Genomic DNA, 25,518 nt, shown 5'->3' on the forward strand with positions numbered 1-25,518 from the left:
ATGTGTCGACAATGAAACATCCCGCTGTCAAGGGCGTACGGCCGTCGCACAGCAGGTTTCACCGGTGTGCGAATCGGTCGAAGGGTCACGTTCGAGGCGAGTTGACCGAGAGCCGCAAAGTGACCATACACACATCCGGCCGGACCTTGTCGGGCAAGGTCCGGCCGGATGTGCGCGATTGGCTCGTCCTGTTGACGTATCGCCTTTACGGAAAGGTGACTTGCCCGGGCGTGTCAGCCGAGGAGCGTGTCGAGCTCCACGTGTGCCAGGCCGTGCGCCTCGGCGACCTCGCGGTAGACGACCTGGCCGTCGTGGGTGTTGAGGCCCTTGGCCAGCGCGGGGTCGCGGCGCAGCGCCTCGACCCAGCCGTTGTTGGCGAGCGAGACGATGTACGGCAGCGTGGCGTTGGTGAGGGCGTTGGTGGAGGTGTTGGGCACCGCGCCCGGCATGTTCGCGACGCAGTAGAAGACCGAGTTGTGCACCGGGAAGGTCGGCTCGGCGTGGGTGGTGGGGCGGGAGTCCTCGAAGCAGCCGCCCTGGTCGATCGCGATGTCGACAAGAACACTGCCGGGCTTCATCCGGGACACCAGCTCGTTGGTGACCAGCTTCGGGGCCTTGGCGCCCGGGATCAGCACGGCACCGATGACGAGGTCGGCGTCGAGAACGGCCTTCTCCAGCTCGAAGGAGTTGGACATGACGGCCTTGACCCTGGTGCCGAAGATCTTGTCGGCCTCGCGCAGCTTGTTGATGTCGCGGTCCAGCAGGGTCACGTCGAAGCCCATGCCGACGGCGATCTGGGTGGCGTTCCAGCCCGACACCCCGCCGCCGATGACGACGGCCTTGGCCGGGGTGACGCCGGGGACGCCGCCGGGCAGGACGCCGCGGCCGCCGTTGGCCCGCATCAGGTGGTAGGCGCCGACCTGCGGGGCCAGCCGGCCCGCGACCTCGGACATCGGGGCGAGCAGCGGCAGCGCGCGGTTCGGCAGCTCGACGGTCTCATAGGCGATCGCGGTGGTGCCGGACGCGACGAGGGCGTCGGTGCACTCCTTGGAGGCGGCCAGGTGCAGGTAGGTGAAGAGGGTCTGGTCCTTGCGGAGGCGGTGGTACTCCTCGGCGACGGGCTCCTTGACCTTCAGCAGCAGGTCGGCCGTGGCCCACACCTCGTCGGCGGTGTCCAGGATCCGCGCGCCGGCGGCGACGTACTCGTCGTCCGTGATCGACGATCCGACACCGGCGTTGCGCTCGATGACGACCTGGTGGCCGTTGCGCACCAGCTCGTGCACGCCGGCGGGGGTGATGGCCACCCGGAACTCGTTGTTCTTGACCTCGCGGGGGATGCCGACCTTCACGTCGATCACGGTCCTTGGCTCAGAGGGTGTGGGGAAACAGCAACACATACCCGGAGGTAGCGGACGCACCGGGATGCACCGCAGGAGAACGTGCGGCAGAGCCAGTCTAATGAAGGTGTTCCCGCTGTCTAGCCTTCCATTGCATCAATCTTCAGTGGATGTACTGCGGATTTCGCAGGCGTTATCGCCGTGTTCCGGCTCCGGATCACGGTCTCCGGGCTCATCTCCCAGGATGCGCTCGGCCGCGCCGCGGTGCAGGCGGGCGGCCGCGGGGTCGCCGAGGTGCTCCAGGGTGTCGGCCAGCCGGAGCTGGAGGGCGGCCTGCAGACGGGTGTCGTCGGCGCGCCGGGCCCACTCCGCCGCCTCCTGGCAGGTGCGCAGCGCCTCCTCCGGCCGGCCCGCGTACTCCTGGACCCGGGCCAGCTCGCTCAACGCCCGTGCGGACGCGGCCACATCGCCGGCCTTGCGGTGCCCGGCGGCCGCGGCCCGCCAGCCCCGCTGCGCCTCGCCGTACCGTCCGGCGTAGGTGTGGGCGGTGGCGATGCGGCCGTACAGCCGGGCGGCGTCCGCGCGCTCGTCGCGGGCCAGCCGCTGGGCGAGGGCCCGGCCGAACCAGTCGGCGGCCCGGTCGTAGTCCCCCAGCTCCAGGTGCGCGCCGCCTACGGATTCCATCGCGCGGCCGGTCGCGTACGGGTCGTTCGCCTCCCGTCCGGCGTCCAGCGCGGCCCGGTAGCGCACCAGGGCCTCCGCGGTGCGCCCGGTGCGGGCGTCCACGTCGGCCAGGTTCAGCAGGGCGGCGGCCTTCTCGCGGGGCAGGTCGCGGCGCTCGGCCACGTCCAGGACGAGCCGGTGGACGCCGTACAGGTCGGGTGCGGCCCCCTGGGTGCCGAGGTGCGCGACCATCGCCCTGACCAGCTGGGACATCAGCCGCCTGGCCAGGGTGTCCAGCTCGCCGTCGGCGACCGCGAGCCGCGCGGAGGCGAGCAGCGCCGGCCGGCGGGCGCGCAGCCAGTCGGCGGCCGCGCGCGGGGTGGCGAAACGCAGGGCGCGGGGCATCCCCTGGAGCTTCTCCCGGGCCTGCGGGTTGTCCGTCTCGGTGATCGCCCGGCAGGACTGGAGCAGCCGTACCGTCCGCTCCAGCATGCGGGCGCGGGCCAGCTGGAGCTCGGCCGGACGCTCGTGGGTCTCGGCGGCCGCCCGCAGCAGGGGCTGGAGGCAGCCGGGGACCTCGTACTGCGGCACCGGCGACGGCAGGGCCCGCAGCAGGCCCAGGGCGACGAAGTCGTCCAGGGTGGTGCGCGCGGCACCGATCGAGCAGCCGGCGAGCGCGGAGGCGATGTGCGGGTCGGCCAGGCCGGCCGGGGCGAGGCAGAGCAGTCGCAGTATCCGGGCGGCGGCCGGGGGCAGGGTGGCGTGCACGAGCCGGAACATCCGGCTGAGGGGGGTGCCCTCCTCGCCCGCGGCGTGCAGTTGCTTGGCGAGGTCGGCGATCGCCGACTTGGGGCGCGCGGCGAGCCAGCCGCCCGCCAGGATCAGCGCCGCCGGGTGCCCCTGGCAGGCCTCGACGAGGCCCTCGGCGGCGCGCGGGTCGACGGTGATGCGGACCGAACCGGTGTGGCGGGTGAGCAGTTCGAGGGCGGACTTGGTGTCGAGGCCGCCCAGGGTGCAGGGCCGCACGTCGGAGATCCCGGTGAGGGGGCCCGCCGAGACGGCCACGACCAGGCACTCGGGGGTGTCCGGAAGGAGTGCGTCGACCTGGTCGGCGCCGGCCGCGTCGTCGAGCAGGAGGAGCGCGCGCCGCTCGGCGAGGGCCTCGCGCAGGGTGGCCGAGAGGTCGTCCTCGCCGGCGCCCGGCGGGACCGGCCGGCCGAGCGCGGTGAGCAGGTCGCGGGCGGCCCGCTCGACGGGCACGGGGGTGCCGTCGGGTTCGCCGAGCCGGACGCGCAGCACGCCGTCCCGGTAGCGTCCGGCGACCTGCCGGACGAACTCCTCGGCCAGCGCGGTACGGCCGGAGCCGGGCCCTCCGGCGATGAGGAGCACGCGCGCGCGGGGGGCCTTCTTCCCGGAGAGGGTGTCCAGCCCCGCGCGTTCGATGTCGGCGCGCAGTTCCTTCAACTCCCGGGTACGGCCCAGGAAATGGCCCTCCGTCGCAGCGTGTCCGGACAGCTGCACGCCGCCTGTGTCCACTGCCTGATCCGTCACGGGCCACACTCCCGTCCCACCGCACGCGCGAGCCCGCCGGAACTCCGGATCGGGCGGTTCCCGAGCCTAGTTCACGCTCTGCGACGTTCCGTGGGGAGCGCGGCGGTGACGTCCCCCGATCGGATCAGCAGATCGTCACACCGCAAGGGCCGACGGGAGGGCGCGGGACGGGGTGACGCCCCGCGGGACGGCGCCGCGCCCCGAAGGGAGCGGGATCACGCCCCGAAGGGAGCGGGATCACGCCCCGAAGGGAGCGGGATCACGCCTCGAAGGGGCGGGCCGGCCACGGCGCCTGCGCCGGGCGCAGCGCGTCGAGCCCCTCGCCGCCGCGCGCGGCGACCAGCGACAGGACGCCCACGACGAGGCAGTTGTTGTGCAGCTCTCCGGCGAGCACCCCGCGCACGAGTTCGTCGACCGGCACCCGCGCGTGCTCCATGTCGGCCTCCTCGTCCTCGACCGCGAAGCGGTCCCCGTCGGCCTCGGACAGACCGCGGGCCAGGAAGACGCGCACCGCCTCGTCGCAGCCGCCGGGAGTGGTGTAGACGTCGGTCAGCACCCGCCAGTCCTCGGCCTTGACGTGGGCCTCCTCGTACAGCTCCCGCTGGGCGGCGTGCAGCGGGTTCTCGCCGGGCACGTCGAGCAGGCCGGCCGGGATCTCCCACAGCTTCTGCCGCACGGGGTGGCGGTACTGCTTGATCAGCAGGACGCGGTCCTCGTCGTCGAGGGCGAGGACGGCCACGGAGCCGGGGTGGACCTGGTAGTCACGGTGGACGACGGAGCCGTCGGGCATGACCACCTCGTCCGTGCGGACGGAGGTCTTCTTGCCCACGAAGGGGGTCTCCGTCGCGCGGATCTCCCACGCCTGCGCGGTGTCCTTGATCGTCATGCCCTGTCCTTCCACACGTACAAAAGGAATCCGGCCGGAGGAGAACCGGCCGTGCCGAACCGGGGAACCGGAAAAAAGCGGCCGGGGTGCTCACCCGTGAAGGGATGCACCCCGGCCACCGTACAACTGGTGTGTTACTTCGAGGTCTTCCGCTCGACCGCGGCCTTCACCAGCCCGGCGAACAGCGGGTGCGGACGGGTCGGCCGCGAGCGCAGCTCCGGGTGGGCCTGGGTGGCGACCAGGTAGGGGTGGACGTCGCGCGGGTACTCCACGTACTCGACGAGCTTGCCGTCCGGCGAGGTGCCGGAGAACAGGATGCCCGCCTTCTTCTCCAGCTCCGCGCGGTAGGCGTTGTTGACCTCGTAGCGGTGCCGGTGCCGCTCCTCGACGTACTCCTTGCCGTCGTAGACCTCTCGCACGATCGAGCCCTCGGCCAGCTTCGCCGGGTACATGCCCAGTCGCATGGTGCCGCCCATGTCGCCCTCACCGGCGACGATGTCGAGCTGCTCGGCCATCGTGGAGATGACCGGGTGGGCGGTGGCCGGGTCGAACTCGGTGGAGTTGGCGTCGGAGATGTCGAGCAGGTTGCGCGCCGCCTCGATCACGATGCACTGCAGGCCCAGGCACAGGCCGAGCAGCGGGATCCTGTTCTCGCGGGCGTAGCGGATCGCGCCGACCTTGCCGAGCACGCCGCGGTCGCCGAAGCCGCCGGGGATGCAGATGCCGTCCACGTCGGCGAGCTGCGCCTTGGCGCCCGCCGGGGTCTTGCAGTCGTCCGAGGTGACCCACTTGATCTTCACGCGGGCCTTGTTGGCGAAGCCGCCGGCGCGCAGCGCCTCGGTGACCGAGAGGTAGGCGTCGGGCAGGTCGATGTACTTGCCGACCAGGGCGAGGGTGATCTCGTGGTCGGGGTGGTGGACGCGGTCGAGCAGGTCGTCCCAGGTCGTCCAGTCCACGTCCCGGAAGGGCAGGTCCAGCTTGCGGACGACGTAGGCGTCCAGGCCCTCGCCGTGCACGGTCTTGGGGATGTCGTAGATCGACTTGGCGTCGGGGCAGGCGACCACGGCGGCCTCGTCGACGTCGCACATCAGCGAGATCTTCCGCTTGATCGCGGTGGGGACCTCGCGGTCGCAGCGCAGCACGATCGCGTCCGGCTGGATGCCGATGTTGCGCAGGGCGGCCACGGAGTGCTGGGTGGGCTTGGTCTTCAGCTCGCCCGAGGGGCCGATGTAGGGCAGGAGCGAGATGTGCACGACGAAGACGTTGTCCCGGCCGACCTCGTGGCGGACCTGGCGGACGGTCTCCAGGAACGGCAGCGACTCGATGTCGCCGACCGTGCCGCCGACCTCCGTGATCACCACGTCCACCTCGTCCGTCGCCATCCGGCGGATGCGGTGCTTGATCTCGTTGGTGATGTGCGGGATGACCTGCACGGTGTCGCCCAGGTACTCGCCGCGGCGCTCCTTGGCGATCACGGTCGAGTAGACCTGGCCGGTGGTGACGTTGGCGGAGCCGTCGAGGTCGCGGTCGAGGAAGCGCTCGTAGTGGCCGATGTCCAGGTCGGTCTCGGCGCCGTCGTTGGTGACGAACACCTCACCGTGCTGGAAGGGGTTCATCGTGCCGGGGTCGACGTTGAGATAGGGGTCGAGCTTCTGCATCACGACGCGCAGGCCCCGCGCCTTGAGCAGCATGCCGAGGCTGGAGGCGGTCAGCCCCTTTCCGAGGGAGGAGGCGACACCCCCGGTGACGAAGATGTGCTTGGTCGTCGTGGCGGAGCTGTTTCGGAAAGCAGCGGGCGGCATGGCCAAGAGGGGGCTCCCGTGGTCGCGATCTGGGGGTGCGGTGCGGCTCCCGGAGGCTTTCGCCGGCGGTTCGTGCCGGAGATCTCCGGGGGTGCCGTCGCTGCGGTTCGGGGGTTTCGTGCCCACCGGTCCACGGGCTACCAGGGTATCAGCGCCTCGAGGGGATGGCTTCCGGCCACGCTCCGCGCACGGTCCGGCACGCCGGGACACCGGCGCGCCGGGTCCTCACCCACTGCTCACCCGTTCGGCCCACCCACGTTGCCCGGAGCGGCACACAGATCATCTACGTGCGTCGTATCCTGCTCGGACACTCGCTGCCGAGCCCGGCCGGCAAGACGGCACACCCCAGCCCGTACCCACCGGAACAATGAGAGCTCGGCAGTTCGTTGAGCAAGAATTGGCCTTTTGCCAATACGGCGGAGCGACTGCTTTGCTTCACCGCTCAACGACGCATGACACCTTTCCCCTTGACCGCACCAAGCGACTGCCCCCGCCTGATGGGGGCTACGTGGCCGTTCGACTGGAGTTGCACGTGGCCGGGCGCATCGAAGACTACGCACTCATCGGAGACATGCAGACCGCCGCACTGGTCTGCCGCGACGGGACGGTGGACTGGCTCTGCCTGCCCCGCTTCGACTCCCACGCGATCTTCGCCGGGCTGCTGGGCACCGAGGAGCACGGCTTCTGGCGGCTCGGCCCGGCGCACGCCTCCGACGCCGAACCGCCGCGAGCGGCCCGGCGCGGCTACCGGGGCGACTCGCTGATCCTGGAGTCCGAGTGGGACACCCCGCGCGGCACGGTCCGGGTGACCGATTTCATGCCCCCTCGCGACGGCGCCCCGCAGCTCATCCGGATCGTCGAGGGCGTCTCGGGCCGCGTCCCCATGCGCTCGACCCTGCGGATGCGCTTCTCCTACGGCCGCGTCGTGCCGTGGGTGCACAAGCACGAGGGACGCACGGTCGCCGTCGCCGGTCCCGACTCGGTGTGGTTCGACACGGAGGCCGAGACCTACGGCAAGTCGCTGACGACGTACTCCGACTTCACCGTCGCCCCCGGTGACCGGATCGCGTTCACCATCTCGTGGGAGCCCTCGCACAAGGAGCCGCCCGCGCTGCCGGAGCCGGAGCAGTCGCTCCAGGCCACGGAGGACTTCTGGCGCGAGTGGGTCGAGCACTGTACGTACCACGGGCCCTACCGCGAGGCGGTGATCCGTTCACTGATCACGCTGAAGGCGCTGACGTACGCCCCCACCGGCGGCATCGTGGCGGCCCCCACCACCTCCCTGCCCGAGGACATCGGCGGAGTCCGCAACTGGGACTACCGCTACACCTGGCTGCGCGACGCGGCCATCACCCTGTCCTCGCTGCTGCGCACCGGATACCGCGAGGAGGCCCGCGCCTGGCGCGAGTGGCTGCTGCGCGCGGTCGCAGGCGACCCGGAGAACCTCCAGATCATGTACGGCATCGCCGGCGAGCGCGAGCTGGGCGAGGCGGAGCTGGACTGGCTGCCCGGCTACGAGGGCTCCGCCCCGGTCCGGGTCGGCAACGGCGCGGCTCACCAGCTCCAGCTGGACGTGTACGGCGAGGTCACCGAGGCGCTGCATCTCGGCCACATGACCGGACTGGCCCGCAACGACTACGCCTCGCTGCTCCAGCTGAAGCTGATCCGCTACCTGGAGAAGCACTGGCAGGAACCGGACGAGGGCATCTGGGAGGTGCGCGGCCCGCGCCGCCACTTCGTGCACTCCAAGGTGATGGCCTGGGTGGCCGTGGACCGCACGATCAAGCTGATCGAGTCCGGTGACGCGGACGGCCCGCTGGAGCGCTGGCGCGAGCTGCGCGACGACATCCACCGGGACGTGTGCGAGAAGGGTTACGACAAGGAGCGCAACACCTTCACGCAGTCCTACGGCTCGAAGGAACTGGACGCGTCGCTGCTGCTGATCCCGCAGATGGGCTTCCTGCCCCCGGACGACAAGCGCGTGATCGGCACCATCGAGGCGATCCAGCGCGAGCTGTCCACGGAGGACGGCTTCATCCTGCGCTACCCGACCGAGGGCGAGAGCGAGGGCGTCGACGGCCTCCCCGGCGACGAGGGCGCCTTCCTGGCCTGCTCGTTCTGGATGGCGGACGACCTGGCGATGATCGGCCGCGTGGACGAGGCCCGCAAGCTGTTCGAGAAGCTCCTGTCCCTGCGCAACGACCTGGGGCTGCTCGCCGAGGAGTGGGACCCGCGCCTGCAGCGCCAGGTGGGCAACTTCCCCCAGGCCTTCAGCCACGTCCCCCTGATCGACACGGCCCTGCGCCTGACGGCGTCGGGGGCGTACGGCGGCTGAGCCCGCCTGTCCCGCCCGGCCGCGGAGCGTTCCCGTGACCGGGCGGGAGATGTGGCCGGACGGGGTCCGCGGGTAGCGTCCGCTCCATGGACAGCCACGCGGACCACCGATTCGACAGCCGGGGCGCCGGCATCACCGTGCAGCGGGCGCTGGAACTGCCCGGCCTGCGCAGCGGGCTGCCCGAGATCCTGGCGGGCGCGGAGCGGCTGGGCCGCACGGTGCGCTGGGTGCACGCCGGGGAGGTCCCGAACATCGCCTCCCTGCTCAAGGGCGGCGAGCTGCTGCTCACCACCGGTTACGGCCTCGGCACCCGCCCGGCGGAGCAGCGGGCGTTCGTGCGCACCCTGGCCGAGCGGGGCATCGCGGCCCTGGTGGTCGAGCTGGGACCCCGGTTCGCCCGGCTGCCCGCGGCACTGGTGGAGACGGCCCGCGCGACCGGCCTGCCGCTGGTGCAGCTGCACCGCGAGGTGCCGTTCGTCGCGGTCACCGAGGAGATCCACACCGAGATCGTCAACGGTCACTACGCGCTGCTCCAGCAGGCCGAGGAGGTGCACCGCCGCTGCACCCGGGCGCTGCTGGGCGGCGGGGGTATCCCCCAAGTGCTCGGCATCCTCGCCGACTTCAGCGGCAACCCGGTGTTCCTGGAGACCACCGACGGGCAGCTGCTGTACGCCGCCGGGGCCGGGCCGGAGGGGGCGGATCCGCTCCAGGTGTGGGAGGGGCTGCGCGGCCCGCACAAGGACGCGCCCGCCGGTTCGGTGCTGGTGGACGTCCCCGGCGGCGGGCCGGGGGCGGACGCGGTGCGGGCCCGGCTGGTGCTGCTGCCGGTGCGCGCCGCGCTCGCTCCGGTGCACCGGATCGCCGCCGAGCGGGCCGCCGGGATCCTGGCCGTGGTGCTGATGCAGGCACGGCAGGAGGAGGAGCTGGCGGCACGTGGCCGGGGAGACTTCCTGACCGACCTCGCCGAGGGGCGTATCGCGGCGGAGGACGCTCCGGCGCAGGCGCGTGTCCTCGGTTTCAAGCCCGGCGACGGTCCGCTGCTGCCGGTCGTGATGCGGCTGGGCGACACGCTGTCCCCGGGCGGCGGGTGGGCGGTGCTGGCGCGGGCGGTGGCGGAGGAGCTGGCGTCGGTGGGGGTGCCGGTCCTGTTGGGCGTGCGGCCGGTGGAGGGCCGCGTGCCGCTGCTGCTGGGCCTGCGCGCGGAGTCGGAGCGGCCGGCGGTCGCGGACCGGGTCGCGGCGGCGCTGCGCGCCGGGGTGGAACGGGCCGGGATCCAGCGGCCGGGCGCCCAGCCGCCGGTCGTGGTGGTCGGCGTCGCGGGCGGCTGGGCGGCGGCCTCGGCGGGCCTCGGGCACGCGGCGGAGACGGCGACGGCGGCGCAGGGACTGCCGGACCGGCCCTGGTACGACGCCCGCCGCCTCGACATCGACCTGCTGCTGTGGCGGCTGCGCGGCCATCCCGACCTGGCGGCCTTCGTGGACCGCGCGATCGGCCCGGTCCGCGACCACGACCAGCGCTCCAGGCCGCCCCTGCTGCCCACCCTGGAGACCTATCTGGCGCACGCGGGCCGCAAGGCGGAGACGGCCCGCGAGCTGCACCTCAACCGGCAGACGCTGTACAACCGGCTCGCGCGCATCGGCGAGTTGCTGGGCACCGACCTCGACGACCCGCAGACGGTGCTGGCGTTGAGCCTGGCGCTGCGGGCCCGGCGGCTGGTGCCCTGAGGCGCCGCCGGGCTGCGTTGTTCCGAGCCGCCGCCGGGCGGGTGCCGTGGAGCGGGATCACGGGCGCGCGTCAGATCATCGGCAGCGGCCGCGTCAACTCGTCGTAGACGCTGAGGACCTGGGCGACGGTGTCGTCCTCGCTCGGCCAGGTGGCCGCCTGCCGGGTGCCCGACTCCCTCAGCCGCTCACGGTGTTCGGGTGCGGCGAGCAGGCGTACGACGGCGTCGGCGAAGGCTTCCGCGTCACCGGGCGGGACGAATTCGGCGGCGTCGCCCACGAGTTCGCGCACTCCGCCGGTCAGCGCCGCGACGAGCGGCACGCGCGCGTGGAGGGCCGCCTGTGCCAGGACCGAACGCGACTCCCCGGCACCGGGCAGCAGGGCGAGGTCGGCGGCGGCGAGCAGTTCGCTCACGTCGTCCCGCCGCCCGAGGAGCCGGACGGGCAGTTCCTCGTCCTCGATGCGGTGCTGGAGTTCCGCCCGCAGCGGTCCCTCCCCCGCGACCGCGACCAGCGGCACGGGGTCCAGCCGGCCCCATACGCGTGCGGCGTCGAGCAGGACGTCGTGACCGCGGAACCGGTCGAGGGAGCCGGCGGCCATCAGCAACGGGCGTCCGGTCGCGCCGAGTTCGGCCCGCACCTTGGCCCGCGGCCGTTCCGGGTCCTCCTCGCTCCCGCGGGGGCCGGTAAGTCCCACCGCGGCGAGCCGGGCGTCCCGGGCGCCGGTGCGGCGGGCCCGGTCCACGAGGTCGGAGGTGGTGCCGAGCACCACGGCGGCCGCCCTGGCGACCCGCCGCTCCATCAGGCGCAGCAGATGGGCTCGGGCTCCCTCGGCGTGCGCCCTGTTGTGCCAGGTGACCACGAGCGGGGTGCGCCGCCCGCTGAGCGCGAGCACGGCCCGGAAGGAGGCGTGCAGTCCGTGCGCGTGGACGAGGTCGGCGTCCGCGCAGGCCGCCCGCAGCGCCGCCACGGACGCGGGATCGCTGCTGCGGGGCACGGCTACGTGGTCGGCTCCGGCGCCCGTGAAGTCGTGGAGGTGGTCGGACTCGGTAGGGGCGCACACCGTCACCCGCACGCCCCGCGCGACGAGCCCCGCGGCCAGGGAGCGCACGTGGGCGCTGCTGCCGGCGTTGCCCCCGCCCAGCACCTGCACGGTGCGCAGCGGCGACTGGCCGTGCGGTGCGTGGCTGCTCACGTGGCCGGGGCTCCTGGTTCGGCATCGGTCGATCACGAAGGAACGTACAGAAGGGACTCGGGCGCGGGGTGGACCGCTCGCGCTCCTCCGCGTCCTCCGCCCAAGGATGCCAGGGCGCACGGGTGTTCCGTGCCGCCGAGCGCCCGTGGCCCCGGCAACACACCCCCGCGCATCACCCACACGAGTGAAAGATGGCGGATTCCCGTTCGACGGATGAGCCGGTCGCCGCGACTTGGTGAGGTCCTGTCACGGGGGGGGCGTCCCCGGAGGGCGCGGTGCGTACCGGGGGACCTGCGCGTGGGGCCGGTCGGTGCGCGGCCGAACCCCAGGGCGCCGACGGGCCCTGACGGCGCGTCGGCGGGAGGTCCGGCCGCCCCGTTCGCGGGGACATGCCGCCCGGCGCCTCCCGCCGGGCCCCCGCGGACAGGGCCGGCCAACCCGCGCACGCCCCACCATTCACACCGGCGCACGCTCCACCACTCACACCGGCGTGCGCCCTCGCACCACCGCCCGCCACCCGTTCCGCGCTGTCCCGCCGATCCCGTTCCGCGCCGTCCCACCGATCCCGCTCCGGGCCGTCGCGCTGACCCGCTCCCCGTACACCGCCGCGCCCACCACGGCGGCCGCGTGCGCCACGAGTCCCGCGCGTCCGCTGCCCACCGCGACCGCCGCACCCAGGAGCGCGCCCAGCGCGTGCGCCCCGGTGTCACCCAGCATCGCGCGCTCCCCCAGGTCGTCCGGGAGCACGGCCGCCGCGACCCCCGTCGCCACCGCGGCCAGTTCCCCGGCGGGACCGGCCCGCAGCAGCCCCGGCACGCCCAGCGCGAGCACGGCGCCGGCGGCTCGGCCGGGCCGTACGTCCACGAGGTTGACGAAGTGCGCCGCCCCGGCGATCACGACACCCGCGAGCGCCCTGTCCAGGGGCCGTTCCTTCAGCAGGGCGCCGGCCAGCAGCCCCGCCGCGCCGATCCCGCCCAGCTTGACGGTCCCGCTGGTGACCTCCCCCCGCCGCAGTGCCCCCAGGTGCGCCCGGAAGCCGCGCCGCGGATCACCGGCGCCCACGAGATCGTCGTACGCCCCGCAGACCCCGGCGGCCAGGACGGCCCCGGCCGCGGCCGGACGCACCCGTGCCGCCCCGAGCGCCGCCGCGAGGACGGCCGCCGGACCGGCGTACAGCTCCACGGTCCGTCCGGCGAAGTTCGTCCGCTCCCAGCGCGTCGGCCCGCCGGGCGCCGCCTCGCGCAGGGCGGCCGCTCCCGCGCGGGTGAGACCGGCCGCCACCGCGAACGCGGCCCGCCTGCTCCTTCGCGTGATCATCGGACCACCCTAGGGAAGCCGATCCGGAAAGGCCGAAGGGCGGGACCGGCCCGTGGGCCGCCGTCCCGCCCTCCGCCCGAGGCACTACGCGTCCGCGCGGGCCGTCTCCAGCAGTTCCTCCGCGTGCGCGCGCGCCGTCTCCGAATCCTCCTGGCCGGCGAGCATCCGGGACAGCTCCCGGATCCGCTCCTCGCCCTCCAGCACCTTCACGCCGGACCGGGTCACGGACCCGTCGTTGGTCTTCTCGACCAGCAACTGCCGGTCGGCGAAGGCCGCCACCTGCGGCAGGTGGGTGACGACGACGACCTGCGCGGTCTTCGCGAGCCGCGCCAGGCGCCGCCCGATCTCCACCGCCGCCTTGCCGCCCACGCCCGCGTCGACCTCGTCGAAGAGGTACGTCGGCACGGGGTCCGTCCCCGCGAACACCACCTCGACGGCCAGCATCACCCGGGACAGCTCACCACCGGACGCGCCCTTGGCGATGGGCCGCGGCGGCGCCCCCGGATGCGGGGCGAGCAGCAGCTCCACCTCGTCGGCGCCGGACGGCCCGTAGGCGACGGGACGGCCGTCGACCTCCACGCCCTCGGGGTCCTCGGTCTGCCGGATGTCGAACGACACGCGCGCGTGCGGCATCGCCAGCGAGGCCAGCTCGGCGGTCACGGCGGCGGCGAACCGCTCGGCGGTCTCCGTGCGCGCGTCGGTCAGGGCCTGTGCCAGGCCGCCCAGTTCGGCCCGCAGCGCGTCGCGCTCGGCGGTCAGCTCGCCGATCCGCTCGTCGTCGCCGTCCAGTTCGCCGAGCCGGGCGGCACCGCGCTCGGCCCAGTCGAGGACCGCGTCGACATCCTCGCCGTACTTGCGGGTCAGCGCGGTCAGCGCGGCCCGCCGCTCCTCGACGGCCGCCAGCCGCAGCGGATCGGCGTCGAGGTCGTCGGCGTAGCCCGCCAGCTCCCCCGCCACGTCACCCAGCAGGATCCCGATCTCCCCGATGCGGTCGGCGAGCGCGGCCAGCGCCGGATCGTGCGACCGTACGGCCTCCAGGGCCCTCTGGGCGCCCGCGACGAGCGTGGTCGCGTCGATGCCCTCGGGATCCTCGGGATTGCCCGCGAGGGCGCCGTGGGCGGCCGTGGCGGCCGAGGACAGCGCCTCCGCGTGGCCGAGCCGCTCCGCCTCCTCCGCCAGTTCCGCGTCCTCGCCCGCGCGCGGCTCGACGCCGGCGATCTCGTCGAGGCCGTAGCGCAGCATGTCGGCCTCCTGGGCCCGTTCACGCGCGCGCGTGGTGATCTCGTCGAGCCGGCCGGAGACGGCCCGCAGCCGCCGGTAGGCCTCCGTGTACTTGGCGAGCGGCACGGCGACGGCGTCACCGGCGTACCGGTCGAGCGCCTGCCGCTGCCGGGACAGCTTCAGCAGCCCCTGCTGGTCGGTCTGTCCGTGCACGGCCACCAGTTCGTCCGCGAGTTCGGCGAGCACCCCGACGGGCACACTCCGCCCGCCGACGTGCGCCCGCGACCGCCCTTCGGCGGACACGCTACGGCTGATCAGCAGTGCCCCGTCGTCCAGCTCGGCCCCTGCCTCCTCGGCCCGTACGGCCACCGGAGCGCCCGCGGGCACGGTGATCCGCCCCTCCACGACCGCTTTGTCGGCGCCGAGCCGCACGAGCGCGGCGTCGGCGCGCCCGCCCAGCAGCAGCCCGAGGCTGGTGACGACCATGGTCTTGCCCGCGCCCGTCTCACCCGTGACCGCGGTGAAGCCTGGCGACAGCTCGACGACCGCGTCGTCGATGACTCCGAGCGACCGTATCCGCATCTCCTCCAACACGTCCCCGACCATACGAGGTTTTGCCGGCGGCGTGCGACGCCGCCCCCCGTAACGACGATCGGGCGTTACTTTTGTCAGCCGATCGTCGTTGCCCCGACAGGTCCCCGCCGTGGCGGGGACGATCCGGTCGTGTCCGTACCGGACGAGTCGCGGACGCGGTGCTCCCCGCCGCCGCGGGGACGGCCCGGCGCCCGGGCCGCAACGGGGCGCCGGGCGTTTCCCAGGGCGTGTCTGACCATTCCCGTCGGGCGCGCCCCAGGGCCTGTCCGGCGGATCAAGTCGGAGGAAACCGGCGGCGCCTTGCAGCCGAGGTGAGCGGGGTCCGGTGCGTGCAGCTGCAAGGCGGAGGAGGGCGTCGACGCGGTGGGGGCACCTCCCGGCCGAAGGCCGGGGGACGTCGGCACCCGACGACAACGCCGCTGGGGGCACCCCCTCCGGGGGAGCGCGTGCCAGACCCCGCGTCTCCGGCGTGATCCGCCGGACAGACCCTAGGGCCGGGCCCCGCGCCACCCGGAGACGGGCAGCGCGAACTTGGCGACCAGCCGGTCGGTGAAGGACGCGTGGTGCAGGCGGGCCAGGCGCACCGGCACGGCTCCACGCCGCACCTCGACCCGGGCCCCCGGCGGCAGCTCGAAGGTACGCCGCCCGTCGCACCACAGGACGCCCGGGGGAATGTGCGGCAGCAGCTCCACCGCGAGCACCGAGTTCGGCGAGGTCACCAGCGGCTTGGCGAACAGGGCGTGGGCGCTGATCGGCACCATCAGCAACGCCTCGACCTCGGGCCACACCACGGGTCCGCCGGCCGAGAAGGCGTAGGCGGTGGAGCCGGTCGGCGTCGACAGCACGATCCCGTCGCAGCCGAACCCGGTGACCGGCCGCCCGTCGATCTCCAGCACCACCTCGAGCAGCTTCTCCGCGCCGGCCTTCTGCACGGCCGCCTCGTTCAGCGCCCAGTCGGTGTGCACGATGTCCCCGTTGCGGTGCACGACGACGTCGACGGTCATCCGCTCCTCGACCTCGTACGACTTCGTGACCACCCGGTCGACGACCTTGTCGAGGTCGTCCCGCTCGGCCTCCGCCAGGAAGCCGACGCTGCCGAGGTTCACGCCGAGCATCGGCACCCCGGACGCCCGCGCGAACTCCGCGCCGCGCAGCAGCGTCCCGTCACCGCCGAGGACGATGAGCAGCTCGCAGCCCTCCAGGCACTGCGGGGTGGCCTCGCAGACCAGTTCCACCTCGTCCGGCAGGGGCAGGTCGGCGGCCTCGTACTCCAGGACGCGCACCCCGATGCCCTCGCGCAGCAGCCCCTTCACCACCAGTTCCGCGCTGCGGATCGCGGCGGGCCGCCCCGTGTGGGCCAGCAGGAAAACAGTACGAGCTCGGTTCTGGGTCAACGCGGCCCCTCCGCAACTGCACGGTCGACATCGGCCGGGTCCAGAGCGGGCGCCCCGGCCCGGAGCCACAGAAAGTACTCGACGTTGCCGGAGGGCCCGGGCAGCGGACTGGCGGTGACCCCCTTCACGCCGAGTCCCAGCTCCCACGCCTTGCGGGCCACGCCCCGCACCGCCTCGGCCCGCAGCTGGGGGCTGCGCACGACGCCCCCGCTGCCCAGCCGTTCCTTGCCCACCTCGAACTGTGGCTTGACCATCATCACCAGGTCCGCGTCCGGCGCGGTGCACCGCGCCAGGGCCGGCAGCACCAGTCCGAGCGGGATGAAGGACAAGTCCCCCACGACAAGATCCACTGGCTCCCCATCGATCGCTTCGAGCGTCAACTCGCGTACGTTCGTACGGTCCTTGACGGTGACGCGTTCATCGCTCCGCAGAGACCAGGCGAGTTGTCCGTAGCCGACGTCGACCGCGAGCACGTGGGCGGCCCCCGCCCGCAGCAGCACATCGGTGAAGCCGCCGGTGGACGCGCCGGCGTCCAGCGCCCGCCGTCCCTCGACCAGGAGGCCCTGCGGTACGAACGCCTCCAGGGCACCGGCGAGTTTGTGCCCGCCCCGCGACACGTAGTCGGGGTCGCCGTCGTCGGTGGAGACGACGATCGCCGACGCCGTCTCCACCTGCGTGGCGGGTTTGGTGGCGACGGTCTTCCCGACCGAGACCCGCCCCGCGGCGATCAGCTGGCCGGCGTGCTCACGCGACCGCGCGAGCTTGCGGCGCACCAGCTCCGCGTCCAGACGACGACGTGCGACTCCTGCCACGTTCGGTTCAGCTCCTACTGCCGTGCGTTGGATCAAAGGGGGGACCCACAGGGTCTCATTCGGGGGTGGTGGTCGGGTGACGGGTGGGACCCGGAGGTCCCGGGCGGGCGTCGAGCGCGGTGAGCGCGTCGCGCAGCCCCCGGTGGACATCCTCGTACACCCCGAGGTGTCCGTCCGTGGCGAGGTGGTCGGCGTCGGCCAGCCGGTCCAGGTGGGCGTCCACCCCGGCGTCGCCGGTGGGGGTGCGGGGCACCTGGAGCGGGGCGGGAGCGGAGGGGGCGTACCCGGGCTCCTGCTCCTGCTCCTGCCCCTGCTCCCGAGGCGTGGCCGCCGGCTCCGGAACTGTGTCGCTCATGCCCCGACGCTACCGCGAACCGCTGGGGTACCGTCGAGCGCGATGGCCACGATCGAGGAGTGCCGCGCCGCACTCGAGAAGTTCTCGCAGAGCATGGGCCGCGCCGAGGGGGACGCCCGCGCGGCCGCCGCCCTCGACCGGTCGGTGAGCTGCTGGATCACCGACCTGGACGTGACGTTCGTCGGCCGGATGGCGGACGGCCGGATCGTCGTGCGGGACACCGTGCAGGGCCCGCCTCCGGAGCGGGCCGGGATCAGGCTGCGGATGGCCGGCGACGACCTGGTCGCGCTGGTCGACGGAGAACTGAACTTCGCGAAGGCGTGGGGTTCGGGCCGGGTGCGGCTGGAGGCGAGCCTCAGGGACCTGTTCGTGCTCAGAAAGCTGCTGTGAGCTCGGGCGGCCTCCCCTGTGACCGTCAGGAGGCCTCCGTCACCGGCACGCGTGCGCGTGCCGTGCGCGCGGCCGGCACCACCAGCGGCGTTCCCGTCTCCGGGTCGTCGATGACCTGGCAGCGCAGCCCGAAGACCTCCTCGACCAGAGGCGCCGTGACGACGTCGCCGGGCGCGCCCTGCGCGATCACCGTGCCGCCCTTCAGCGCGACGAGGTGGGTGGCGTACCGGGCGGCGTGGTTGAGGTCGTGCAGGACGGCGACCAGGGTGCGGCCCTGCTCCTCGTGGAGTTCGGCGCACAGGTCGAGGACGTCGATCTGGTGCTGGATGTCCAGGTAGGTGGTCGGCTCGTCGAGCAGCAGCAGCGGGGTCTGCTGGGCGAGGGCCATCGCGATCCACACCCGCTGGCGCTGACCGCCGGACAGCTCGTCGACGTACCGCTCGGCGAGTTCGGCGACCCCGGTCCGGGCCATGGACTCCTGCACGACCCGCTCGTCCTCGGCCGACCACTGGCGCAGGATGCCCTGGTGCGGATAGCGGCCGCGGCCCACCAGGTCGGCGACCGTGATGCCGTCGGGCGCGATCGAGGACTGCGGCAGCAGTCCGAGCGTCCTGGCGACCTTCTTGGCGGGCATCGACTGGATGACCTGCCCGTCGAGGAGCACCCGGCCCTCGCTCGGCCTGAGCATCCGCGACAGCGCGCGCAGGAGCGTCGACTTGCCGCAGGCGTTGGGGCCGACGATCACGGTGAACGAGTGGTCGGGGATCTCCACCGACAGCTGCTCGGCGATGACCCGCTGGTCGTAGGCGAGGGTGACGTTCTCGGCGGACAGGCGGTTCACGGTGCTCCTTCGGTTGTTCGGCCCGCGGCCGGCACGGGTGGTGGCGCTGCTCATATCCGGCCCGCCCGGCGCTCGGTGACCAGCAGCCACAGCAGGTAGACGCCACCGAGCACGCCGGTGACCACGCCCACGGGCAGCTGTCCGTCACCGAACAGCCGCTGCGCCGCCCAGTCGGCGGTGACCAGGAGGGCGGCGCCCATGAACAGGGCGGGCACCAGGTTCGGTCCGGGTGAGCGGGTCAGGCGCCGGGCGAGCTGGGGCGCGGTGAGCGCCACGAAGGCCACGGGGCCCGCGGCGGCGGTGGCGGAGGCGGTGAGGAGGACGGCGCACACCATGAGCAGCAGCCGTACCCGCTCCACGCGCACTCCGAGGGCGTGGGAGACGTCGTCGCCCATCTCCATCATGCGCAGCCCGCGCGCGTTGGCGAGGACGAGCGGGACCAGCACGCAGCACAGCGCGAGCAGCGGCCAGACCTGCTTCCAGTCCCGGCCGTCGAGCGATCCGGTCATCCACACGACCGCGCGGGCGGCGTCGACCAGGTCGGCCTTGGTGATCAGGTAGCCGTTGACCGCGGTCGCGATCGCCGACACGCCGATGCCGACGAGGACCAGCCGGTAGCCGTGGACGCCCCGTTTCCAGGCGAGCAGGTAGATGGCGGCACCCGTGACCAGCCCGCCGACGAGGGCGCCGACGGCGACCTGGTTGGCGGAGCCGGACATCAGCACGATCACCACGAGCGCGCCGGCCGTCGCCCCCTGCCCGAGCCCGAGGACGTCCGGACTGCCCAGCGGGTTGCGGGAGACGGCCTGGAAGACGGCGCCGCCCAGCCCCAGCGCGGCGCCCACCAGCAGCCCCACGACGACCCGCGGCAGCCGCAGTTCGTTGACGATGAACTTCTGGCCCTCGGTGCCGTTGCCGGCGAGTGTCTTCAGTACGTCGCCGGTGGAGATGGGGAAGTCACCGGTACCGATGAGGACGACGCTCGCGGCGAAGGCGGCCAGCGCCAGCGCGAGCACGACGATCAGGGCACGCGGGTTCACCCGGACGGACAGCCCGCCGGGGGTGCGCAGGGCTCGGACGGCGCCGGCCTTCCGGCGTCCGGCTTCCGCGGCCTCTGCGGCCTCCGTCACTTCTGTGGCCTTCACGGCTTCCACGGCTTCTGCGCCTTTGGCGACTTCCATGGCTTTCGTGGCTTTCGTGGTCCGCTCCGGCTCGGACTGGGGTGCGGTCTTCACAGCTGGGCCGTCCTCCGCCGTCGTACGAGATGGATGAAGACCGGGCCGCCGATGAGCGCGGTGATGATGCCCACCTGGACCTCCGAGGGGCGGGCGACGACCCGGCCGATCACGTCGGAGCCCAGCAGCAGCACGGGCGACAGGACCGCCGCGTACGGCATGATCCAGCGCAGGTCGGGCCCGGTGAAGGAGCGCACCACGTGCGGGACCATCAGTCCGACGAACACGATCGGCCCGCAGGCGGCGGTCGCGGCCCCGCACAGCACGGTGGCGGCGAGCATGGACAGTGCCCGGGTGCGGTTGAGGTGGGCGCCGAGGGCCTTGGCGGTGTCGTCGCCCATGGCCATGGCGTTCAGCGGCCGGGCGAGCGCGAACGCGAGGAGCATGCCGACCACCAGGAAGGGCAGCACCCGCCAGATCGTGTCGTTCGTCGCCGAGGTCAGCGAGCCGACCGTCCAGAAGCGCATCCGGGCGAGCGCCGCCTTGTCCATGATCATCACGGCCTGGACGTACCCGAAGAGCGCGGCGCTGAGCGCGGTGCCGGCGAGCGCGAGCCGCACGGGCGTGGCGCCCCGGCTGCCGCCCAGGAACCAGACCAGCGCGCCGACGGCCGCCGCGCCGAAGAAGGCGAACCACACGTAGCCGCTGACGCTGGTCACGCCGAGGAAGGTGATGGCGGTGACCACCGCGGCCGAGGCGCCCGCGTTGATGCCGAGCAGTCCGGGGTCGGCCAGCGGATTGCGGGTCAGGGCCTGGAGGACCGTTCCGGAGAGTCCCAGCGCGGCGCCGACCAGCAGTCCGAGCACGGTCCGCGACACCCGCTCCCCCACGACGACGTCGCCGTACGTCCCCGTGTCCTGGAACAGGCCGTGCCAGACCTGTTCGAGGGACAGCTCCTTGGCGCCGATGGCGATGCTCGCCACGACCACCAGCAGCAGGACGGCGACGGACACGAGCAGCCCAAGGGACCGTGGAGCCCGGCGGGTTGGGGGCGCGGGGGCACTCTCCGCGCGCTGTTCGGGAACACTGTCGACCAACACGCAGTTAGGTTAGCCTACCCTGCCATTTCTCCTCGCTGCTCGGTCACGGCCGCCACCCGAAGGCAACGGCCGCGACCGAGCCGCCTCATCGCACGGACCACCGCACGGATCACCGCAGCGGGCGCGCCACCGGGCTCACAAGCCCAGCCGGGCGAGCGCCTTCCCCCCGTCCAGCCCGCACGAGCCGTCGCCCGCCGCGGTCCAGGCCGCCGCGCACAGCGCCCGCAGCCCGTCCAGGACGGCACCCTCACCGTCGAGTTCGAGCTTCTCCGCCCCGGCCGACGCGGTCCATCCCCCGCACCGGAAACCGCTCCCCTCCTCGGCGACCTCCGGCTGCCCGGTCAGCAGGCCGCGCAGATCGGCGTCCACGTACGTCGGCCGGTGCTGCGGCGGCGCCGCGAGGAGCTGCGCGCCGTCGGTGACCCCGGTCAGCACGAGCAGCGAGTCGACCTCGCCGTTGAACGCGCCCTCGATGTCGGTGTCCAGCCGGTCCCCGACCACCAACGGCCGCTCGGCGCCGGTCCGCAGGATCGTCTCGCGGTGCATGGGGGGCAACGGCTTGCCCGCGACCTGCGGCTCGGCCCCGGTCGCGATCCGCACGACCTCCACCGCCGCGCCGTTGCCCGGCGCGATGCCCCGCCCGCTCGGAATCGTCAGGTCGGTGTTGGACGCGAACCACGGCACGCCCCGCGCGACGGCGTACGACGCCTCGGCGAACCGCCCCCACGGCAGGTCGGGCCCGCCGAACCCCTGCACCACGGCCGCCGGGTCGTCCTCCGCCGATTCGACGGGTTCGAGCCCGCGCTCGCGCAGCGCGACCCGCAGGCCCTCCCCGCCGATCACCAGGACCCGCGCCCCCGCCGGCACCTGCTCACTGATCAGCCGGGCGACCGCCTGCGCCGAGGTGATGACGTCGTCCGCTCCGGTGGGTATGCCCAGCTCGGTGAGGTGGTCCGCCACGGCGTCGGGCGTGCGCAGCGCGTTGTTGGTGACGTACGCCAGCCGCATCCCGCCACCGCGCGCGGTGGCCAGCGACTCGACGGCGTGCACGATCGCGTTCCCGCCCGCGTACACCACCCCGTCCAGGTCGAGCAGCGCCGTGTCGTACGCCTCGCTCAGGGCCTGCCCACTGCCCTCGGGCCTCGTCCTGACGCTCCGGCTCATTCCGCATCGCTCCTCGTTCGATCGCTTTCCCCGATCATCCCGCATGCCACCGACACACGTACGATGCCGGGATGAACTCAGCAGGTCACTCGGAAGCGACGGCGCCCCGAGGCCTGGAACTCACCCCGTTCCGAGGCCTGCGCTACGACCCCGACCGGGTCGGCAGTCTCGCCGCCGTCACCTCCCCGCCGTACGACGTCGTGGTCCGCCCCGACGGCCTGCACCATCTCCAGGACGCGGACCCGCACAACATCGTCCGTCTGATCCTCCCTCAGGCCACCACCGCCGGCGCCCGCAACGAACAGGCCGCGGACACCCTGCGCCGCTGGCTCGCCGAAGGCGTCCTGACGACCGACGCCGTACCCGCCCTGTACGTCTACGAGCAGCGGCACGCCGACGGCATGCTGCAGCGCGGCCTCATCGGCACCCTGCGGGTCTCCGAGCCCTCGGCCGGCGTCGTCCTGCCCCACGAGGACGTGATGCCGCACATCGTCGCCGACCGCGCGGCCCTGATGCGCGCCACCCGGGCCAACCTCGAACCGCTGCTGCTGACGTACCGCGGCGACGGCACGGCGACGGAGGCCGTCGAGCGCACCGCGGACCGGCCTCCGCTCCTGTCGACGACCACGGAGGACGGCTTCAGCCACCGCCTGTGGTCGATCACCGACCCCGCGGAGGTGGCCCGCATCCAGGCCGGCCTCGCCCACCACCAGGCCCTGATCGCCGACGGCCACCACCGCTGGGCGACGTACCTGCGTCTACGCGCGGAGCACGCCTCCCCCAGCCCCTGGGACGACGGCCTGGTCCTCCTCGTGGACACGGTCCGCCATCCCCTGCGCGTCCGCGCCATCCACCGTCTCCTGCACGGCCTGCCGGTCACCGGGGCGCTGGCCGCGGTGGAGGGACTGTTCCGCGTCCGGCGTCTGGAGGCGCCCCTGCCCCGGGCCCTCGACGCCCTCGCGGACGCGACCGCCGGGGGCAACGCCTTCCTGCTGGCCGGCGACGGCGCCTTCCACCTCCTGGACCGCCCGGACCCGGCCCTCCTCGCCCGCACGGTCCCCGCCGACCGCCCGCGGGCCTGGCGCACCCTCGACGCGACGGTCCTGCACGCCACGCTCCTCGACCACGTGTGGCACGTCCCCGAGGACGACCCCGCCCGCATCGCCTACATCCACGACACCGCCGCGACGGTCGAGAAGGCGGAACGCGACGGCGGTACGGCCGTGCTGCTGCACCCGGTCCGCGAGGAGGTCGTCCGCGACCTCGCCCGGCAGGGCGTCATGATGCCCCGCAAGTCGACGTCGTTCGGCCCGAAACCGGCCTCGGGCCTGGTCCTGCGCGCACTGGACCTCTGACGGGGAAGGAAAAAACGAAAAGGGGCTCGGCTCCGGTACGACACCGGAGCCGAGCCCCTTTCACTCACCCACGTCAGTCCTGGTCGTCGGCCTTGCCGTCGACCGGTCGCTCGTCCTCGGCGACGACGTCCTCGTCCTCGTCCAGTGCGTCGACGAACTCCACGCCGTCCAGTTCGGCCAGCCGGTCGGAGGCGTCGGTGCTGCTGTCCCGGTCGGCCTCGACGGCCTTCGCGAACCACTCGCGCGCCTCGCTCCGACGGCCGGCGGCGAGCAGCGCGTCGGCGTACGCGTACCGCAGCCGCGCGGTCCACGGCTGCACGGAGTTCGAGGCCAGCTCGGGGCTCTGGAGCGTCACGATGGCCGCGTCCAGTTGGTCCATGTCACGCCGGGCACCGGCCGCGACGAGCCGCATCTCCACCTGCCCGGCCTTGTCGAGCTTGTGCACCTCGGGCGCGCCGGCCATCTCCAGCGCCTTCTCCGGCCGCCCGAGCCCGCGCTCGCAGTCGGCCATGACGGGCCACAGTTCCACGGTCCCGGTCATCCGGCGGGCGGCACGGAACTCGGCCAGCGCCTCGCTGTACTTCTGGGTGGCGTACGCCGCGAACCCGGCCGCCTCCCGTACGGCGGCGACGCGTGACGCCAGCCGCAGCGCCACCTTCGAGTACCCGTAGGCACGCTCGGGCTCCTCGTCGATGAGCCGCGCGACCATCACCAGGTTCTTGGCGACGTCCTCGGCGAGCCCCTTGGGCAGGCTCTGCAGCTCCTGCCGTACGTCCTTGTCGATCTCCTCGCCGGTGACGTCCTCGGGGATCGGCAGTCGCTTGATCGGCTCCCGGTCCCGGTCCCGGTCGTCACGGAACCGGCCGCCACCACGCCGGTCGTCGCGTCCACCCCGGTCGTCACGTCCCCGGAAGCCACCGGGCCGACCACCACGGTCGTCACGGCCCTGGAAGCCACCGGGCCGCCCGCCACGGTCGTCACGGCCGCGGAACCCGCCACGGTCGCCACCGCGCTCGCCGCCACGGTTGTCGTCGCGACGGAAGCCACCACGGTCTCCGCGGTCTCCACGGTTGTCGTCGCGGCGGACGTAGCCACCGCGGTCGTCGCCGCGTCGGTCGTCGCGTCGGTCACCGGGGCGGTCGTCGCGGCGGAAGGGAGGCCGCTCGCCGCGGTCGTTACGGTCGTCGCGGCGGAAGGGAGGCCGCTCGCCGCGGTCGTTACGGTCGTCGCGGCGGAAGGGGGGGCGCTCGCCGCGGTCGTTACGGTCGTCGCGGCGGAAGGGGGGGCGCTCGCCGCGGTCGTCCCGGCGGAAGGCGGGGCGGTCGCCACGGTCGTCCCGACGAGGACCACGGTCCCGGTCGTCACGCTGGAACGCCGGACGAGAACCCCGGTCACCCTCGCGCCGGTCGTCACGACGATCATCCCGACGCCCGTAACCACCACCACGGTTGTCGTCGCGACGGTCGTCGCGCCTGTCGTCCCGGCGGAAGCCACCACGGTCCCCGCGGTCTCCACGGTTGTCGTCGCGGCGGACGTAGCCACCGCGGTCGTCGCCGCGTCGGTCGTCGCGTCGGTCACCGGGGCGGTCGTCGCGGCGGAAGGGGGGACGGTCATTACGGTCGTCGCGGCGGAAGGGAGGCCGCTCGCCGCGGTCGTTACGGTCGTCGCGGCGGAAGGCGGGGCGGTCGCCACGGTCGTCCCGACGAGGACCACGGTCCCGGTCGTCACGCTGGAACGCCGGACGAGAACCCCGGTCACCCTCGCGCCGGTCGTCACGACGATCATCCCGACGCCCGTAACCACCACCACGGTTGTCGTCGCGACGGTCGTCGCGCCTGTCGTCCCGGCGGAAGCCACCACGGTCCCCGCGGTCTCCACGGTTGTCGTCACGGCGTCCGTAACCGCCACCGTTGGTGCCCCCACCGCGGTTGTCGTCACGTCGGCCGGCGCCGGGGCGGTCGTTGTCGCGACGGAAGCCACCGCGGTCCCCGCGGTCGCTGCGGAAGCCTCCGCGCTCGCCACGGTCTCCGCGGTCCCCACTGTCCCGTCGCCGCTGGTCGCGCTCCGGTCGATCGTCGGGAGAGTTGGTGGACATGGGTGACTCCTGTCTTCGGTACCGCAAGTCATTCTCGCGCAGCCGAGTACCCTGCGCTTCCTGGAAAAACAAAAGGACCCCTGGTCCCAGCTGAACGCTGGGACCAGGGGTCCTTCCAAAGATTGTTCGGCGGCGTCCTACTCTCCCACAGGGTCCCCCCTGCAGTACCATCGGCGCTGTAAGGCTTAGCTTCCGGGTTCGGAATGTGACCGGGC

General features: G+C 73.4%; 20 protein-coding genes and 1 rRNA gene. 4 read left to right on the forward strand and 17 right to left on the reverse strand.

The window, feature by feature from the left end; translation table 11 throughout:
• Positions 1 to 233: 233 nt before the first annotated feature.
• The 4 genes from ald to ACH4N1_RS29870 all read right to left on the reverse strand — a co-directional run bounded on the left by ald (position 234) and on the right by ACH4N1_RS29870 (position 6,239).
• Complete coding sequence (ald, locus tag ACH4N1_RS29855) at positions 234 to 1,358, reverse strand: alanine dehydrogenase (protein WP_398102146.1); 1,125 nt, start codon at positions 1,356 to 1,358, stop codon at positions 234 to 236.
• Between the two features lie 135 nt (positions 1,359 to 1,493).
• Positions 1,494 to 3,551 (reverse strand): tetratricopeptide repeat protein, encoded by a 2,058-nt coding sequence (locus ACH4N1_RS29860; RefSeq protein ID WP_398102149.1) that lies wholly within the window; start codon positions 3,549 to 3,551, stop codon positions 1,494 to 1,496.
• A 259-nt stretch (positions 3,552 to 3,810) separates the two neighbouring features.
• Entirely contained in the window at positions 3,811 to 4,437 is a 627-nt protein-coding gene (locus ACH4N1_RS29865; protein WP_398102152.1) for an NUDIX domain-containing protein, read from the reverse strand.
• A gap of 134 nt (positions 4,438 to 4,571) precedes the next feature.
• On the reverse strand, positions 4,572 to 6,239 hold the full coding sequence (locus ACH4N1_RS29870) for a CTP synthase (RefSeq protein ID WP_366059245.1): 1,668 nt from the start codon (positions 6,237 to 6,239) through the stop codon (positions 4,572 to 4,574).
• Positions 6,240 to 6,771: 532 nt separating this feature from the next.
• Between ACH4N1_RS29870 and ACH4N1_RS29875 the strand changes: the two genes are divergently transcribed.
• The gene (locus ACH4N1_RS29875; protein WP_366059259.1) at positions 6,772 to 8,574 is read left to right on the forward strand and encodes a glycoside hydrolase family 15 protein; all 1,803 of its coding nucleotides are present in this window, start codon (positions 6,772 to 6,774) and stop codon (positions 8,572 to 8,574) included.
• Positions 8,575 to 8,660: 86 nt separating this feature from the next.
• Complete coding sequence (locus tag ACH4N1_RS29880) at positions 8,661 to 10,298, forward strand: PucR family transcriptional regulator (protein WP_398102155.1); 1,638 nt, start codon at positions 8,661 to 8,663, stop codon at positions 10,296 to 10,298.
• A 70-nt stretch (positions 10,299 to 10,368) separates the two neighbouring features.
• On the opposite strand, the gene ACH4N1_RS29885 is transcribed toward ACH4N1_RS29880, so the two are convergent.
• The 6 genes from ACH4N1_RS29885 to ACH4N1_RS29910 all read right to left on the reverse strand — a co-directional run bounded on the left by ACH4N1_RS29885 (position 10,369) and on the right by ACH4N1_RS29910 (position 17,183).
• Positions 10,369 to 11,490, reverse strand: a complete 1,122-nt coding sequence (locus ACH4N1_RS29885) for a glycosyltransferase family 4 protein (RefSeq protein WP_398102157.1) — start codon at positions 11,488 to 11,490, stop codon at positions 10,369 to 10,371.
• 480 nt (positions 11,491 to 11,970) lie between these two features.
• On the reverse strand, positions 11,971 to 12,807 hold the full coding sequence (locus ACH4N1_RS29890; protein ID WP_398102160.1) for a hypothetical protein: 837 nt from the start codon (positions 12,805 to 12,807) through the stop codon (positions 11,971 to 11,973).
• Between the two features lie 84 nt (positions 12,808 to 12,891).
• Positions 12,892 to 14,634, reverse strand: coding sequence for a DNA repair protein RecN (recN, locus tag ACH4N1_RS29895; RefSeq protein WP_398102163.1), 1,743 nt, complete (start codon positions 14,632 to 14,634; stop codon positions 12,892 to 12,894).
• Positions 14,635 to 15,110: 476 nt separating this feature from the next.
• A complete protein-coding gene (locus ACH4N1_RS29900; RefSeq protein WP_398102166.1) occupies positions 15,111 to 16,016 on the reverse strand; it encodes an NAD kinase in 906 nt (301 codons plus the stop codon).
• Positions 16,013 to 16,828 (reverse strand): TlyA family RNA methyltransferase, encoded by an 816-nt coding sequence (locus tag ACH4N1_RS29905; RefSeq protein WP_398102169.1) that lies wholly within the window; start codon positions 16,826 to 16,828, stop codon positions 16,013 to 16,015. The genes ACH4N1_RS29900 and ACH4N1_RS29905 overlap by 4 nt, the downstream gene beginning before the upstream one ends.
• A 55-nt stretch (positions 16,829 to 16,883) precedes the next feature.
• Positions 16,884 to 17,183: a hypothetical protein gene (locus tag ACH4N1_RS29910; protein ID WP_398102171.1), complete on the reverse strand. Its 300-nt coding sequence runs from the start codon at positions 17,181 to 17,183 to the stop codon at positions 16,884 to 16,886.
• 42 nt (positions 17,184 to 17,225) lie between these two features.
• Here ACH4N1_RS29910 and ACH4N1_RS29915 point away from each other — a divergent pair, with 42 nt between their 5' ends.
• Positions 17,226 to 17,573 carry a sterol-binding protein gene (locus ACH4N1_RS29915; protein WP_366059252.1) on the forward strand — a complete coding sequence of 116 codons (348 nt, stop codon included), beginning with the start codon at positions 17,226 to 17,228 and terminating at the stop codon, positions 17,571 to 17,573.
• A gap of 25 nt (positions 17,574 to 17,598) precedes the next feature.
• Here ACH4N1_RS29915 and ACH4N1_RS29920 read toward each other — a convergent pair whose 3' ends face one another.
• From ACH4N1_RS29920 to ACH4N1_RS29935, 4 genes are all read right to left on the reverse strand, one after another.
• Positions 17,599 to 18,468 carry an ABC transporter ATP-binding protein gene (locus ACH4N1_RS29920; RefSeq protein ID WP_398102174.1) on the reverse strand — a complete coding sequence of 290 codons (870 nt, stop codon included), beginning with the start codon at positions 18,466 to 18,468 and terminating at the stop codon, positions 17,599 to 17,601.
• A complete protein-coding gene (locus ACH4N1_RS29925; protein ID WP_398102184.1) occupies positions 18,465 to 19,544 on the reverse strand; it encodes a FecCD family ABC transporter permease in 1,080 nt (359 codons plus the stop codon). Before ACH4N1_RS29925 ends, ACH4N1_RS29920 begins: the two co-directional genes overlap by 4 nt.
• A gap of 101 nt (positions 19,545 to 19,645) precedes the next feature.
• Entirely contained in the window at positions 19,646 to 20,689 is a 1,044-nt protein-coding gene (locus ACH4N1_RS29930) for a FecCD family ABC transporter permease (protein ID WP_398102176.1), read from the reverse strand.
• Between the two features lie 135 nt (positions 20,690 to 20,824).
• A complete protein-coding gene (locus ACH4N1_RS29935) occupies positions 20,825 to 21,853 on the reverse strand; it encodes an HAD hydrolase-like protein (protein ID WP_398102179.1) in 1,029 nt (342 codons plus the stop codon).
• 71 nt (positions 21,854 to 21,924) lie between these two features.
• On the opposite strand from ACH4N1_RS29935, the gene ACH4N1_RS29940 reads away from it, so the two are divergent.
• Complete coding sequence (locus tag ACH4N1_RS29940) at positions 21,925 to 23,208, forward strand: DUF1015 domain-containing protein (protein WP_398102181.1); 1,284 nt, start codon at positions 21,925 to 21,927, stop codon at positions 23,206 to 23,208.
• 73 nt (positions 23,209 to 23,281) lie between these two features.
• On the opposite strand, the gene ACH4N1_RS29945 is transcribed toward ACH4N1_RS29940, so the two are convergent.
• From ACH4N1_RS29945 to rrf, 3 genes are all read right to left on the reverse strand, one after another.
• A complete protein-coding gene (locus ACH4N1_RS29945; protein WP_398102187.1) occupies positions 23,282 to 24,025 on the reverse strand; it encodes a hypothetical protein in 744 nt (247 codons plus the stop codon).
• Complete coding sequence (locus ACH4N1_RS29950; RefSeq protein WP_398102190.1) at positions 23,917 to 25,230, reverse strand: hypothetical protein; 1,314 nt, start codon at positions 25,228 to 25,230, stop codon at positions 23,917 to 23,919. The genes ACH4N1_RS29945 and ACH4N1_RS29950 overlap by 109 nt, the downstream gene beginning before the upstream one ends.
• A 197-nt stretch (positions 25,231 to 25,427) precedes the next feature.
• Positions 25,428 to 25,518: ribosomal RNA gene (gene rrf / locus ACH4N1_RS29955) — 5S ribosomal RNA — on the reverse strand; the annotation flags it as partial.

Source organism: Streptomyces sp. NPDC017202, assembly GCF_044331705.1.
In the GTDB taxonomy this organism is placed as follows: domain Bacteria; phylum Actinomycetota; class Actinomycetes; order Streptomycetales; family Streptomycetaceae; genus Streptomyces.